The sequence below is a fragment of the Hydrogenophaga sp. YM1 genome (genome assembly GCF_016903055.1).
Lineage (GTDB): Bacteria > Pseudomonadota > Gammaproteobacteria > Burkholderiales > Burkholderiaceae_C > Hydrogenophaga > Hydrogenophaga borbori.
Map to the genome: position 1 here is coordinate 1,933,000 of NZ_CP070223.1, position 16,390 is coordinate 1,949,389.

3 protein-coding genes are annotated in these 16,390 nt (G+C 76.1%); all 3 read left to right on the plus strand.

The genetic code is table 11. From position 1 onward, the window contains the following. The first annotated feature begins 18 nt into the window (after positions 1-18). The 3 genes from JNX00_RS09210 to JNX00_RS09220 are packed head-to-tail and all read left to right on the plus strand — an operon-like array spanning position 19 to position 16,387. The gene (locus JNX00_RS09210; RefSeq protein WP_204744760.1) at positions 19-5,439 is read left to right on the plus strand and encodes a type I polyketide synthase; all 5,421 of its coding nucleotides are present in this window, start codon (positions 19-21) and stop codon (positions 5,437-5,439) included. Between the two features lie 5 nt (positions 5,440-5,444). Beyond that, on the plus strand, positions 5,445-11,969 hold the full coding sequence (locus JNX00_RS09215; RefSeq protein WP_204744761.1) for a type I polyketide synthase: 6,525 nt from the start codon (positions 5,445-5,447) through the stop codon (positions 11,967-11,969). Then, the gene (locus JNX00_RS09220; protein WP_204744762.1) at positions 11,966-16,387 is read left to right on the plus strand and encodes a type I polyketide synthase; all 4,422 of its coding nucleotides are present in this window, start codon (positions 11,966-11,968) and stop codon (positions 16,385-16,387) included. The genes JNX00_RS09215 and JNX00_RS09220 overlap by 4 nt, the downstream gene beginning before the upstream one ends. The last annotated feature ends 3 nt before the right edge of the window (positions 16,388-16,390 follow it).

Here is a 16,390-nt window from a genome sequence, read left to right on the forward strand (position 1 = left end):
TGGCGCGCAGGTGGCCGAATGAGCCCGACCCCACCGATGCCCATCGCCGTCGTCGGCATCGGCTGCCGCTTTCCCGGTGGCGTGACCGACCCGACGGGCTTCTGGCGCCTGCTGGCCGAAGGGGTCGACGCCATCGGCGAGATACCCGCCGACCGCATCGACCTCGGCCATTACTTCGACCCGCGCCCGGCCACGCCGGGCCGCATGATGACGCGCTGGGGCGGCTTCCTCGACGGCATCGACCGCTTCGACGCCGGCTTCTTCGGCATCTCGCCGCGCGAGGCCGAGCGCCTGGACCCGCAGCAGCGCCTGCTGCTGGAAACCGCCTGGGAGGCGCTGGAGGACGCAGGCCTCGATGCGCGCGGGCTGGAGGGCTCGCGCACCGGTGTGTTCGTGGGCCAGTGGCTCAGCGACTTCGAGGCCCGGCTGTTCGCCGACCCCGAGGGAGTGGATTTCTTCATGACCACGGGCAGCGGCCGCTACGCCAGCTCGGGGCGCCTGTCCTACCTGCTGGGCCTGCGCGGCCCCAGCCTCACGCTGGACACGGCCTGCTCATCGTCCCTGGCCGCGGTGCACCTGGCGGCGCGCAGCGTGCGCAGCGGCGAGAGCGAGATCGCCATCGCCGGCGGCGTGAACATCATCCTGCAGCCGCACATCAGCGTGGCCTACTCGCAGAGCCGCATGATGGCGCCCGATGGGCGCTGCAAGTTCGGCGACGCCCGCGGCGACGGCTATGTGCGCAGCGAAGGCGCGGGGCTGGTGGTGCTCAAGCCACTGGACAAGGCCCTGGCCGATGGCGACCGCGTCTACGCCGTCATCCGCGGCAGCGCGCTCAACAACGACGGCCGCGCCAGCGGATCGATGGGCACGCCCAGCCAGGCGGGCCAGGAAGCCCTGCTGCGCAGCGCTTGCGAGGACGCGGGCATCGACCCGGCCCAGGTGGGCTACGTGGAAGCCCATGGCACAGGCACGCGCGCGGGCGACCCGGTCGAGCTCGGGGCCATCGCCGCCGTGCTGGGCGCCGGGCGCGACCCCGCGCAGCCGGTGCGCGTGGGCTCGGTCAAAACCAACATCGGCCACACCGAGGGCGCGGCCGGCGTGGCCGGCCTCATCAAGGCGGCGCTGGCCCTGCACCATGGGCGCATCCCGCAGAGCCTGCACTGCCAGCAGCCCAACCCCGCCATCCCCTGGGCCGACATTCCCGTGGTGGTGGCGCGCGAGGCCACGCCCTGGCCACGCGGCGCCCAGCCGCGCCTGGCGGGCGTGAGCGCCTTCGGCATCGCCGGCACCAACGCGCATGTGCTGCTGCAGGAAGCGCCCGCCGCCTCCGCCACGCCCGCGCCGCGCGTGGCGCCGGCGGGCGAGGCGGCGCTGCTGGTGCTCAGCGCCCGCGACGAAGGCGCCTTGCGCGCCCAGGCGCGGCGCTTCGCCGACGTGTTGTCGGCGGGTGCGCCCCTGGCCGACCTGTGCTGGAACGCCGCCACGCGCCGCACCCCGCACGAACACCGCGCCGCCTTCGTGGCCGGTGACGCCGCCGCCATGGCCGAGGCCCTGCGCCAGCACGGCGATGGCCAGGCGGCCGCGGCCGAAGGGCGCGCGCCCGAGGCCCACCCGCGCATCGCCTTCATCTGCCCCGGGCAAGGCGCGCAGTGGGACGGCATGGCCCGCGAACTCATGGCGCGCGAGCCCGTGTTCAAGGCCGCGCTGGAGCGCTGCGACGCGGCCGCGCGGCCCTACGTGGATTGGTCCATCGTCGAGCAACTGGCGCTCGAACCCGGCGATCCGAAGCATCTGCTGGAGCGCATCGACGTCATCCAGCCCGTGCTGGTCGCCATCGCCCTGGCCTACGCCGAGCTGTGGCGCTCGCTGGGTGTGCGGCCCGACGCGGTGGTGGGCCACAGCATGGGCGAGGTGGCGGCGGCCTGCATCGCGGGCGCCCTCAGCCTGGACGAGGCCATGCGCATCATCTGCCGCCGCAGCGCGCTGATGCGCCGCACCAGCGGGCAGGGCGCCATGGCCCTGGTCGACCTGCCCATGGACGAGGCGCAGCGGCGCCTGGCCGGCCACGAGCACGAGGTCTCGGTGGCGGTGAGCAACAGCCCGCGCTCCAGCGTCATCTCTGGCCGGCCCGAGGCCGTGCAGGCGCTGATGGCCGCCTGGGCCGCGCAGAACGTGTTCTGCCGCCTGGTGAAGGTGGACGTGGCCTCGCACAGCCCGCAGATGCAGCCCCTGGCCGAGGAACTGCGCGCCGAACTCGCGGGGCTGAGCCCCGGGGCGCTGGCCGTGCCGCTGATTTCCACCGTGCTGGCTCGCCGCGCCGAGGCGCACGAACTGGGCGCCGCCTACTGGGGCGACAACCTGCGCCAGCCGGTGCGCTTCGGCGCCGCCGTGCAGCGCCTGCTCGACGAGGGCGTCACGGTGTTCATCGAGCTGGGGCCGCACCCGGTGCTGCTGCCCTCGGTGGAGCAGACCGCGCAGGCGGCGGGCGCCGAGGTGGCGGTGATCGGCTGCGCGCGCCGCGGCGAACCCGAACAGGCGGCCTGGCTCGCGGCCGTGGGCGCCGCGTTCTGCGCCGGCGTGGCGCCCGACTGGTCGCGCCTGATGCCCGAGGGCGGGCGCTTCCTGACCTTGCCCACCTACCCCTGGCAGCGCGAGCGGCACTGGATCGCCGCCGCCGAGCGGGCGGCCGCGGGCGCCCAGGGCCATGGGCGAACGGTGCCCAGCCAGCACCCGGTGCTGGGCGCGGGCATCGAACTCGCGGGCACCCCGGTGGGCGCGCTGTGGTCCTTGTCGATCGATCCGCAGCGCGTGCCCGCCTGGTTCGGGCACGCCTTGCATGGCAGCGCGCTGCTGCCGGCCTCGGCCTACCTGGAGCTCGCGCTCGCGGCCGCGCGCGCGCTGTCGCCCGAGCAGCCCCTGGTGCTCGAGGGCCTGAGCTTCGAGCGCGCCCTGCACCTGCAGGCCGATGCGGCCTGCGCGCTGCAACTGCAGGCCAGCGCGGACGGGCAGGGCGGCCTGCGGCTGGCGTTCCAGACGCACAGCGGCAGCGAGTGGCTGCCGCACGCGCGGGCCCGGCTGGCGGCCCCTGCCGCCAGCGGCGCCAGCCCGGCGTCCCCCGTGGACACGGCCGCGCTGCAGCGCGGCGCGGCGCTGTCGGCGGACGCGGTCTACCAGCGGCTGTCGGCGCTGGGCGCCGGCTTCGCCGCGCCGCTGCGTGGCATCGGCTGCGCCTGGCTCTCGGCCGACGAGGCGCTGGTGCAGCTCCAGGCCTTGCCCGACGCCGCGGTCCCCGGTTTTTGTTTTGCGCCCGAGGTGCTGGACGCCTGCTTCCAGGCCGCCGCGCTGCTGGCACCCGAGGGCCAGCTGTGCCTGCCGACGGGCCTCGAACAGGTGCGGGCGCACCGCGCGCCAACGGGCCCATCCGGTGCCGTTGGCGCACCCGGCGCGCTCAGCCTGCACCTGCGCCGGCGCGCCGGCGCCGGCCTGATCGACGCCACCTTGCTCGACGAACAAGGCCCCGTGCTGGCGCTGCGTGGCCTGCGCCTGCAGCCCCTCGGCGAGCGCTCCATGGCCAGCCCCAGCGAGGCCTTCTACGACCTGCGGTGGCAGCCCGCCGAGCCGGCCCCCGCCGCCGCGCCACCGGGCGCGCGACGCTGGTGCCTGATCGCCGATCGCGGCGGCCTGGGCCCCGAACTCCTGAAGGCCCTGCGGGAAGCCGGTGAAACCGCCGAGCTGCTGCACGATGCCCTGCCCACCGCCGAGGCGATGGCGGGCGCCACCACCGAGGTTGTGGACCTGCGCGCGCTGGACCTGTCCGCCATCGACGGCACCCTCGCCGCCGCCTTGCACCGCCTGCTGCTCACCGCGCAGGCGCTGGAGCGCCTGCCGCCCGCGTCGCGCACGCGCCTGTGGTGGGTCACGCGCGGCGCGATGGCCGTGTCGCCGGCCGAGGCCACGGCGCTGGCGCTCGCGCAGTCGCCGCTGTCGGGGCTGGCGGCCGTCATGGCGACGGAGCAGGGCGAGCGCTGGGGGGGGCTGATCGATCTCGACCCCGCCGCCACGCCCGGCGACGCGGCGCTCGCGCTGGCCCAGGCCCTCCCGGGCGCCGCGCCGGGCACCCTGGCCCTGCGCGGCGCGCAAGGCTTCGAGCCGCGCTTGCGCCGCGCGCCCTGGGCGCCCGAGGCGCCGCCGCGCTGGCGCCCGGACGCGAGCTACCTCATCACCGGCGGCCTGGGCGGCATCGGCCAGCCGATCGCGCAGCGCCTGGTGGCGCAGGGCGCGCGCCACCTCGTGGTGCTGTCGCGCACGCCGCTGCCGGCGCGCGCCGCCTGGGCGGGCCTGGGCGCGGACACGCCCGCGGGCCGCGCCGTGGCGGCCGTGCGCGGCCTCGAATCGCTGGGCGCCAGCGTGCGCCACGTCGCGCTCGACGTGGCCGACGAAGCCGCCCTGCGCGACTGGCTCGAGGGCTTCGCCGCCGAGGCCCATCCGCCGATCCGTGGCGTCTTCCACGCCGCCGGCCTCACCGACGACCAGCTGGTGCGCGACCTCGACGCCGCTTCGCTCGCCGCCGTGCTGCGCCCGAAGCTGGGCGGCGCCTGGAACCTGCACCGCCTGCTGCCCGAGCTCGATGCCTTCGTGCTGTTCTCGTCCATGGCCGCGCTGATGCCGCAGGCCGGGCAGGCCAGCTACGCGGCGGCCAACGCCTTCCTCGACGGCCTGGCGCGGTACCGGCGCGCCCTGGGCCAGCCCGCGCTCAGCATCGGCTGGGGCGTGTGGTCGCAGACCGGCGTGATGCGGGGCGAGACCGGCCAGCGCCAGCAAGACGAGCTGCAGCGCCAGGGCATCGGCGCCTTCGCGCCGGCGCAGGCCCTGGCCCTGTTCGACGAGGCCCTGCGCTGGCCGCACGGTCACCTGCTGGCCATGCCCATTGACTGGGCGCGGCTGCGCGCGCAGGGCGGCGCGCGCCAGGCGCCGCTGCTGCGCGACCTGTTCGCGTCCGAGGCCGCCCCGGCGCAGCAGGGCGCGGCGTCGGCCGCACCGGCACCGGCCGAGCCCGCCGACCCGGCCGAACGCCGCCGCGCCCTGGAGCTCACGGTGCGCGAGGTGGTGGGCCGTGTGCTCAAGCTCAACCCCGCGCGCATCGACCCGCGCAAGCCCCTGGGCAGCCTGGGCCTGACCTCGCTCATGGCGCTGGAACTGCGCAACCGCCTGGAGCCGCTGCACGGCCAGCCGCTGTCGGCCACGCTGGCCTGGAACTACCCCACCATCGAGGCCCTCACGGGCTTTCTCGCCGGGGCGCACGCCACCGCCCCGGTGCCCTCCGCCGCGCCGGTGGCGGCGCCGGACGCCGGGCCCGCGCCCGACATCGCCACCGTGCTCGATGGCGTGAACCAACTCTCCGACGAGGACGCGGCCCTGCTGCTGCGCCGGCGCCGCTGACCCCCATGAGCGACACGCCTTCTTCTCCTTCGCTGGGCCAGCTGTCGGCCATCAAGCTCGCCTTGATGGCGCAGAAGGTGCGCGCGCAGAGCGAGGCCGTGCTGCGCGCCGACCCGATCGCCATCGTTGGCATGGGCTGCCGCTTCCCCGGCGGCGCGGACTCGCCCGAGGCCTTCTGGCAGCTGCTGGTGGACGGCGTGGACGCGGTGCGCCCCGTGCCCGCCGACCGCTGGGACGTGCAGGCCGTGTACGACGCCGACCCCTCGGTGCCCGGCAAGTCCATCGCGCGCGAAGGCGGTTTCCTGGAGCGCATCGACGGCTTCGACGCCGCCTACTTCAACATCCTGCCGCGCGAAGCCGAGCGCATGGACCCGCAGCAGCGCCTGTTCCTCGAGGTGGCGATGGAGGCGCTGGACGACGCCGGCTTCACGCGCGAACAACTGCGCGGCAGCCGCGCCGGCGCCTTCGTGGCCAGCTACCACAACGACTACCAGCTGCTGGAGTACCGCGACCCCGAGGCCATCGACGCGCGCACGCTCACCGGCACGGTGCACAGCGTGCTGGTCAATCGCCTGTCTTATCTGCTGGACCTGCGCGGCCCCAGCGTGTCGGTGGACACCGCCTGCTCGTCCTCGCTGGTCGCCATCCACCTGGCCTGCCAGAGCCTGCGTCACGGCGAGAGCGACATCGCCCTGGCCGGTGGCGTCTCGCTGATGGTCACACCCGACCTGATGGTGTCGCTGTCCAAGGTCGGCTTCATGGCGCCCGATGGCCGCTGCAAGACCTTCGACGACAGCGCCGACGGCTTCGGCCGCGGCGAGGGCTGTGGCGTCATCGTGCTCAAGCGCCTGAGCGACGCCGTCGCCGACGGCGACCGCGTGCTGGCCGTGGTGCGCGGCTCGGCCGTCAACCAGGATGGCCACTCCACCCTGCTGGCCGCGCCGAACGGCCTGGCCCAGCAGGACCTCATCCGCGAGGCCCTGGCCTCGGCGCAGCTCGAGCCCGGCCGCATCGGCTTCATCGAAGCGCACGGCACCGGCACGCCGCTGGGCGACCCGATCGAGGTGGAGGCCCTGGCGGCCACCGTGGGCCGCGCCGACGTGGGCGGCGGCACCTGCTGGCTGGGCGCGGCCAAGGCCAACCTGGCGCACATGGAAGCCGCCGCGGGCGTGGCCGGCGTCATCAAGACCGTGCTGGCCCTGCGCCACGAGGCGATCCCGCCGCAGATCCATTTCAAGTCGCTCAACAAGCACCTCTCGCTGGACGGCACGCGCCTGGCCGTGCCCACCGCGCTCACGCCCTGGCCGCGCGGCCCGCTCGCGCGCTGCGCCGGCACCAGCTCGTTCGGCGTGGGCGGCACCAACGCGCACGTGGTGCTCGAAGAAGCGCCGCGCCTGGGCGCCGCGCCGCAGGCGACGGCCGAGCAGCGCACCCATCTGCTGCACCTGTCCGCGCAGAGCGGGCCCGCGCTGCGCGAACTCGCCCGGTCGTGGGCCGGGTTTCTGCCGCGCAGCCCGGCCTCGCTGACCGACCTCTGCTTCACCGCGGGCGCGCGCCGCTCCGCGCTGGACCACCGCCTGGCGGTGCTGGGCCGCGACCGCGAGGAACTGCGCGCCCGGCTCGAGGCCTTCGCGCGCGACGGCGAAGCGCCCGGCGCGAGCCTGGGCCGCGTGGCGCCGGACGCCGCGCCGCGGCTGGCCTTCGTCTTCAGCGGCCAGGGCCCGCAGTGGTACGCCATGGGCCGCGAGCTGTTGGCGCAGGAACCGGTGTTCCGCGCGCGCATGGATGAGTGCGACGCGCTGATCCGCTCGGCCACCGGCTGGTCGCTGCTGGCCGAGCTGTCCGTGGACGAAGCGGCCTCGCGCCTGAACCAGACCGAGGTGGCCCAGCCCGCGCTGTTCGCCATCCAGGTGTCGCTGGCCGCGCTCTGGGCCTCGTGGGGTGTGCGCCCCGGCGCGGTGGTCGGCCACAGCGTGGGCGAAATCGCCGCGCTGCAGGTGGCCGGCGTGCTCAGCCTGGCCGAGGCCGTGCGCGTGGTCTGCCTGCGCGCCCGCGTGATGCAACAGGCCACGGGCCACGGCCGCATGGCCGCCGTCGACTGCAGCGCCGCCGAGGCCGAGGCCCTGCTGGCGCCCTTCGGCGAGCGGCTCTCGCTCGCGGCCCTGAACGCGCCGCGCAGCGTGGTGCTCTCCGGCGAGCCCGCCGCGCTGGACGACGCGCTCAATGCCCTGGCGTCGCGCGGCGTGCACCACCGCCTGCTGCCGGTCAACTACGCCTTCCACAGCGCCCAGATGGCGCCGCTGCAGCGCGAGCTGGTGGCGCGCCTGGGCGAGGTGGTGTCCTCGCCGGCGGCCGTGCCGGTGTACTCCACCGTCACCGGCGCCGCCGCGCCGCGCCAGCGCTTCGACGCCGACTACTTCGGCCGCAACGTGCGCGAGCCCGTGCGCCTGCAAGCCGCCATCGAGGCCCTGTCGGACGACGGCTTCAACGCCTTCCTGGAGATCGGTCCGCACCCGGTGCTGAGCGGCGCGCTCGGCGACACGCTGCAGGCCCGGGGCCGCGCCGCCACGGTGGCCGCCTCGCTGCGCCGGGGCAAGCCCGAGCGCGACACGCTGCTGGCCTCGGCCGCCGCGTTGCACGTGGTGGGCCACACGCTGGACACCGAGGCCTTGCTCGGCGGTCCGGGCGAGGTGGTGGACCTGCCGCGCTACCCCTGGCAGCGTCAGCGCTACTGGCTGCGCCCCACGCCGGTGGCCGCGGCCGTCCCCTCGCTGCCCAGCGGTGCGCACCCCTTGCTGGGCGCGCGCCTGCCGCTCGCGGCCACCGCCGACCGCGTCTACCAGGCGCAATGGCGCATGGACAGCGCGGGCGCGCTGCGCGACCACCGCATCGGCGGGCGCCTGCTGATGCCGGGCGCGGCCATGCTGGAAACCCTGCACGCGGCCTGGCGCGCCGAGGCTGGCGCGGGCACGCTCGAGGCCTTCGCCGTCGACCGCCCGCTGCCGCTGCCGGACCAGGGCGAGCTGACCTGGCAGGTGGTCGTGCGCGACGGCGCGGCGGGCGCGGTGCTGGAGCTGTTCCAGGCCATCGACGCGGCACCCGGCTGGCAGCGCGTGTGCTCGGCCATCGGGCGGCGCGGGGCCGCGCCATCGCCGGGCGCCGCACCCGCCATGACGGAAGGTACGGCCGTCGACCGCGCCACTTTCTATCAACGCTTCGAATCGCTCGGCGTGGCCTTCGGCCCCGGCTTTCGCGGCGTGCAGGTCTTGGCCGCCGGCGACGGCTGGGCCCGGGGCGAGTTGGCCCTGCCGCCCGAACTGGCGCACGAGGCGCCGCGCTTTGGCCTGCACCCGGCCCTGCTCGACGCGGCCCTGCAGCTGTGCGCGGCCGCCGCCTCGGGCGGCTCGGCGGGGCTGCCCACCCAACTCTGGGTGCCCATGGGCGTCGAGCGCTTCGCGCTGTGGCGCCCGGGCCAGGCGCGCCTGCGCGCCACCGCCACCCTGCGCGCCGAACCGGCGCCGGGCGCCGAGGCCTTTGCGGCCGACCTGCGCCTCGACGACGAGGCCGGCGAGCCGGTGGCCTTCATCACCGGCGCCCGTTTCGCGCGCGCCGATGCGCGGCGTCTGGCCGGCGACGCGCCGGACGAGGGCGTGTACGAGGCGCGCTGGCAGCCGGCGCCCGCCGGCGCCGCGTCCCCTGAGCGTCCCGCCGACGGCGCCTGGCTGCTGTTGAGCGACGCCTCGGGCTTGGCGGCCTCGCTGCGCGCGGCGTTGCAGGCGCGTGGCGCGCGCTGCGTCGAGGTGCGGCCGGGCGAGCGCCTGCAATCCCTGGGCGGGGACCGCTGGACCGTGGACCCGCACAGCCCGCAGGACTTCCAGGCGGTGCTGGACGCGGCCCAGGCCAGCGGCCCGCTGCGCGGCGCGGTGCACCTCTGGGGCCTGGACGCCCCGGCGCTGGAGACCGGCGACCCCGAACAGGCCGAGCGGCTGGCCAGCGGCGCGCTGCTGCACCTGGCCCAGGCCCTGGTCGCGGCGCCGGCACCGCTCACCCTGGTGACGCGCTCGGCGCAATCGGTGCACGCCAGCGAAGCACCGGCGGGCCTGGCGGCCGCGGGCGCCTGGGCCTTCCTCGGTGTGCTGCGCGTGGAACACCCCGAGTTGCAGCCGCGCGCGATCGACATCGAGCCCGCGGCCAGCGACGGTGCGGCGCTGCTGCCCTGGCTGCTGAGCGCCGGTCCCGACACCGCGCTGCGCGGCGGCGGCGCCTGGGTGCAGCGGCTGGTGCCGCTGGCGCTGACCCGCCCCGACGCGGCGGTGGCGCCCGTGGCCGACGCGCCCCGGCGCCTGGAAGTGGCGCAGGCCGGCACGCTCGACGGCCTGGCCATCCGCCCCCTGGCGCGCCCGACCCTGCAGGCCGGCGAGGTGCGCCTGCGCGTGGCCGCCGCCGCGCTGAACTTCCGCGACGTGCTGCTGGCCCTGGGCGTCTACCCCGGCACGGGCATCCCGCTCGGCGCCGAATGCGCGGGCACGGTGATCGAATGCGGCGCCGGCGTCGACGGCCTGCGCGTGGGCGACACCGTGTTCGGCTTCGCCCACGGCAGCATGGCCAGCGAGGCCGTGGTGCCCGCGGCTTTCCTGTCGCGCCTGCCCGCCACGCTCTCGTTCGAGCAGGCGGCCGCCTTGCCGGTGGCCTTCCTCACCGCCTTGTTCGGCCTGCAGCGCATCGCCGGGCTGCGGCGCGGCCAGCGCGTGCTGATCCACGCGGGGGCGGGCGGCGTCGGCCTGGCGGCGGTGCAACTGGCCCTGCGCGCGGGCGCCACGGTGTACGCCACCGCGGGCTCCGAGGACAAGCGGGCCTTCCTGCGCTCGCTCGGCGTGGCGCAGGTGATGGACTCGCGCAGCACCGGTTTCGCCGAGGAACTGAAGCGCGCCACGCAAGGCGAGGGCGTGCACGTGCTGCTCAACTCGCTGGCGGGCGATTTCATTCCCGCCGGCCTGTCGGTGGTCGCGCCGGGCGGCTGGTTCCTGGAGCTGGGCAAGCGCGGCATCTGGACGCCCGAGGCCGTGGCCGCGCGCCACCCCGGCCTGCGCTACCGCGCCTACGACTTCGGTGACGAGGCCTACGCCGACCCCGCGCTGGTGGCGCCGCTGCTGGCCGAGGTGCTGGCCGGCCTGGCCGACGGCAGCCTGCGCCCCCTGCCGGTGACGCCCTTCGATTTCGAGCGCGCCAGCGAGGCCTTCCGCCACATGGCCCAGGCCCGGCACACCGGCAAGCTGGTGCTGCGCCTGCCCCCGGCGCCGCCGGCCGTACAGGCCGGTTTCGTGCGCGCCGACGCCAGCTACCTCATCACCGGCGGCCTGGGCGCGCTGGGGCTGCACACCGCGCGCGGGCTGGCCCAGCGCGGCGCGCGCCACCTGGTGCTGCTGGGCCGCCGCGCGCCCTCGGCCGAGGCTCAGGCGGCCGTCGATGCGCTGCGCGAGGGTGGCGTGAATGTGCGCCTGGCCGCGCTGGACGCCGCCGATGCCGCCGCCATGGGCGCGCTCATGGCAGAGCTCGCGCGCGACATGCCGCCCCTGCGCGGCGTGGTGCACGCGGCCGGCGCGCTCGACGACGGCGCGCTGATCCGCCAGACCTGGGCGCGCTGCGCCGCCGTGCTGCGCAACAAGGTGGGCGGCGCGCGCGTGCTGCACGCGCTCACGCGCGAGCAGCCGCTGGACTTCTTCGTGCTCTATTCCGCCGCCGGCGGCTGGCTGGGCGCGCCCGGCCAGTGCGCCTATGCCGCCGCCAACGCCGAGCTCGACGCCCTGGCGCGCGCGCGCCGTGCGCTGGGCCTGCCCGCGCTCAGCGTCGGCTGGGGCGCCTGGGCGCAGGGCGGCATGGCCACGCAGCTGGCGGCCTCGGGCCGCGACCCCTGGGCCGAGCGCGGCCTCAAGCCCATCGATCCCGGGCTGGGCCTGCAACGCCTGGAAGCCCTGTGGCGCGAGGGCGCCACGCACGCCCTGGTGTTGCCGATCGATTGGTCGGCCTTTCTCTCGCACCTGCCGGCCGGCGTGGACGCGGCCCTGTTCCCGGCCGCCGCGCGCCGCCCCGCGCCCGCCGCCGAGGCCCTGCCCGACGCCTCCCTGGCCGCCCGCCTGCGCCAGCTGCCCGCCGGCCAGCGCCGCGGCGCGCTCATGGCCCACCTCGCCGAGCGCGCGCTGCAGGTGCTGGGCCTGGACGCCGGCACCGCCATCGACCCCCGGCGCGCGCTCAAGGACATCGGCCTCGACTCGCTGATGGCGGTGGAGCTGCGCAACGCCCTGACGCGCTCCATCGGCCAGCCGCTGTCGGCCACCTTGCTGTTCGACTACCCCAACCTCGACGCGCTCAACGCCTACCTGATGCGCGCGCTCGGCCTGGAGGACGCGCCCGCGCCCCAGGCGCCGGCCAGCGCGCCGGCCCATGGCGAGCTCGCCGCGCTGTCCGACGAAGAAGCCGAGGCCCTGCTGATGCAGGAACTCTCGGGCGGACCCGAAAGCCCCGGAACATGAACGACCCGCAGCCCGCCACCGAAGCCCTGTCGCCCGTCAAGCGCGCCTTGCTCGAGATCCGCGAGCTCAAGGCGCAGCTGGCGCGCGCGCAGTCGGCCGCGCACGAACCGCTGGCCATCGTCGGCCTGGCGCTGCGCCTGCCGGGCGGCGTGAAGGACATGGAGGGCCTGGCCGATCTGCTGTGGAACGGCCGCGACGCCATTGGCGCCATCCCCGCCGATCGCTGGCCGCTCGACGCGCTGTACGACGCGGACCCGGACGCGCCCGGCAAGATGACCACGCGCCACGGCGGCTTCCTCGACGGCGTGGACCGCTTCGACGCCGAGTTCTTCGGCATCTCGCCGCGCGAGGCCGCCAGCATGGACCCGCAGCAGCGCCTGCTGCTCGAAGTGGCCTGGGAAGCGCTGGAGAGCGCCGGCCAGGCGCCGGGCGAGCTGGCGGGCACGCGCACCGGCGTCTACATGGGCGTGGGCAACAACGACTACGGCCGCGCCATCTACCGCCACCACGAACTCATCGACCCGTACTTCGGCACCGGCAACTCCTACAGCGTGGCCTCGGGGCGGCTGTCCTACGTGCTGGGCGCGCAGGGTCCCGCCGTCACGGTGGACACGGCCTGTTCGTCGTCCCTGGTGGCCCTGCACCTGGCGGTCCAGGGCCTGCGCCTGGGCGAGTGCGACACCGCCCTGGTGGGCGCGGTGAACCTGATGCTCACGCCCGAGATGAACATCAACTTCTCGAAGGCGCGGATGATGGCCGCCGACGGCCGCTGCAAGACCTTCGACGCCGCCGCCGACGGCTACGTGCGCGGCGAAGGCTGCGTGGTGCTGGTGCTGCGGCGCCTGTCGGACGCGCAGGCGCGGGGCGACCGCGTGCTGGCGGTGGTGCGCGGCAGCGCCATCAACCAGGACGGTCGCAGCGGCGGCCTGACCGCGCCCAACGGCCCGGCGCAGGAAGACGTGATCCGCGCCGCGCTGGCCAACGCGCGCGTGCGGCCGGGCGAGATCGGCTACGTCGAAGCGCACGGCACCGGCACGCCGCTGGGCGACCCGATCGAGGTCGGTGCCCTGGGGGCGGTGCTCGGTGCGGGCCGCGAGGCCACGCGGCCCCTGCTCATCGGTTCCATCAAAACCAACGTCGGCCACCTGGAGGCCGCGGCCGGCCTGGCCGGCATCGCCAAGGTGGTGCTGGGCCTGCAGCGCGGCGAGCTGCCGCCGCACCTGCACTTCCGCCAGGGCAACCCGCACATCGACTGGGCCGCCTGGCCGCTGCAGGTGCCCACCGCCGTGACGCCCTGGGCGCCCATCGAAGGGCGCCGGCTCGCGGGTGTGAGTGCCTTCGGCTTCAGCGGCACCAACGCCCACGTGGTCCTGGAGGCCGCGCCCGAGGCGCCCGCGCGCGAGGCCCCGGCGCTTGAGCGCACCACGCACCTGCTGGCCCTGTCGGCGCGCCACGAAGGCGAGCTGGCCGAGCTGGCGCGGCGCTACGCGCAGGCCCTGGCCGCGCCCGACCTGAACCTGGCCGACCTGTGCTTCACCGCCAACGCCGGCCGCGCGCATTTCGCGCACCGCCTGGCCGTGCGCGGCCAGAACGCGGCGCAGATGATCGACGGCCTGCGGGCTTACCTGGACGGGCGCGAGGCCGAGGCGCTGGTGAGCGGCCACAACGAGGGCGCCGCGCGCCCGCGCGTGGCCTTCCTCTTCACGGGGCAGGGCGCCCAGCACGTGGGCATGGGGCGCGCGCTGTACGAACAGCAGCCCGTGTTCCGCGCCACCATGGACGCCTGCGACGCCGCGCTGCGCCCGCACATGGACCGGGGCCTGCTGGCGCTGCTGTACGCCCCGCTTGACGCGGCGGTGTCCATCGACGACACGGTCTACGCCCAGCCGCTCACCTTCGCCATCGAGGTCTCGCTGGCCGCGCTCTGGCGCTCCTGGGGCATCGAGCCCGAGGCCCTGCTGGGCCACAGCCTGGGCGAGTACGCGGCGGCCTGCGTGGCCGGCGCCCTGTCGCTGGAGGACGGCCTGCGCGCCGTGGCCGCGCGCGGGCGCCTCACGCACGCGCTGCCGGCCGACGGCGGCATGGCCGCCGTGTTCGCGCCGCGGGCCACGGTGCAGGCCCAGCTGGCCGCCAGCGGCGACCCGGCGCTGACCATCGCCGCCGACAACGGCCCCGAGCACTTCGTCATCAGCGGCCCGCGCGCCAGCGTGATGGCCGCCGTGGCCGCGCTGGAGGCCCAGGGCGTGCGCGCCAAGTCGCTGCGCGTGCCGCACGCGGCGCACTCCGCCCTCATCGAGCCCGCGCTGCCCGGCCTGCGCGAAGCGCTGGCCAGCGCGCGTTTCTCGCCGCCGGCCATCGCCCTGGTGTCCAACCTCACGGGCGAGCCCGTGGGCCCGAACGAGCTGGCCGACCCCGACTACTGGCTGCGCCACATGCGCCAGCCGGTGCGCTTCGCGCCGGCCCTGCAGGTGCTGCTGCGCCAGGGCATCACGCACTTCATCGAGGTCGGCCCGCACCCGGTGCTGCTGGGCATGGGCGCCGAATGCGCGGCCGGCGCAGCCGTCGAATGGCTGCCCTCGCTGCACCGCGAGCGGCCCGACGCCAGCGACATGCTGGAAGGCCTGCAGAAGCTCTACGCGGCGGGCGCCGAGGTCGACTGGGCCGGCTTCGACGCGCCCTTCGCGCGCCGCCGCGTGGCCGCGCCGGGCTATCCCTGGCGCGCCACGCGCCACTGGATGGACGTGGTCAACCAGGCGCCGGGCATGGCCTTGAACGCGGGCCAGCGCTGGGCCGCGCTGAGCCAGGCGCTGGACCGGCAGGCACAACGCGGCCCGCTGGACCTGGGCATCGCCTCCTACCCCGCCAAATGGGCCTGCCTGGAAGGCATCACCCTCGCGCACGCCGCGCACACGCTGCGCGAGGCGGGCCTGTTCCGCGAAGCCGGCGAATCGCGCACGCTCGACGAGGTGCTGCAGGCCGGCGGCATCGCGGCCGGCTACCGCCACCTGGTGGCGCGCTGGCTGGCCGGCCTGGCCGCGCGCGGCGATCTGCGCGCGCAGGGCGAGGCCTTCGTGGCCGCCGCGCCGCTGGCCGCGCCCGACCTGCCCGCGCTGTGGGCGGGCGCCCAGGCCCTGTTCGCCGACAACCAGCCCCTGTTCGACTACCTGCGCCACTGCGGCTCGCTGGTCGAACCCGTGCTGCGTGGCCGCGAAAGCCCGCTGGAAACCCTGTTCCCCGGCGGCTCCTTCGAGCTCGCCGAAAACCTGTACCAGCGCTCGGCCACCATGCGCTACATCAACGGCCTGGCCGCCACCGCCTTCGAGTCGCTGGGCGCCTCGGTGCCGCCCGGGCGCCAGCTGCGCGTGCTGGAGATCGGCGCCGGCACCGGCGGCACCAGCGCCGCGGTGCTGGCCGCGCTGCCGCCCGATCGCGCGCGCTACCACTTCAGCGACGTGTCCGACGTGTTCCTCGACCGCGCGCGCGAGCGCTTCGCCGAGCACCGCTTCCTGAGCTTCGGCGCCTTCGACATGGACCAGGACCCGGCCGCGCAGGGTTATGCGCCCGGCGGCTTCGACGCCATCGTCGCCGCCAATGCGGTGCACGCGAGCAAGGACCTGCGCACCGCGCTGCAGCGCCTGCGCGGCCTGCTCGCCCCGGGCGGCGTGCTGGTGCTGGTGGAGTCCACCACCCACCTGGCGTGGTTCGACATGAGCACCGGCCTGATCGAAGGCTGGCAGCACTTCGCCGACGACCTGCGCACCGACAACCCGCTGCTGCCGCCGGCCACCTGGGTGCGCGCCCTGCGCGAGGCCGGCTTCGACGAGGCCGGCGCCTGGCCGCCCGCCGGCTCGCCCGCCGAGGCCCTGGGCCAGCACCTCATCGTGGCCCGTGCGCCGGGCTCGGCCGAGGCCGGCGGTGGCGCGACGCAGGCGATCGAACCGGCCGGTGCCCCGGCGGCCGCGCCCACGCGCTCCGGGCCGCAGGAAGCGGCCGAGGCGCTGCGGCGCCGCGTGCGCGAGGCCCTGCCCGGCGAACGTCTGGACCTCTTGCGTGAATTCGTGCGCGATCGGGTCGTTCGCGTGCTGCGCCTGGACCAGAACGAGCCGCCAGGGCGGCACGATCGGCTGATGGACCTCGGATTCGACTCGCTCATGGCCGTGCAGCTGCGCAACCAGCTCGGCACCGGCCTGGGCCTGGACAAGCCGCTGCCCGCCACGCTGATGTTCGACTACCCCACGATCGACGCGCTGGCCACCCACCTGCTGGGCCGCGTGGCGCCCACCGACACGGCCGCGCCCGCCGCCGCGGCCACGGCCGCCCCGGCCACCGCGCCCGAAGCGCTCGGCGCGGCCGCCGTGGCCGCCATGAGCGACGAAGAGATCGAAGCGCTGCTGCTCGCGCGCCTGGACAAGACCTGAACG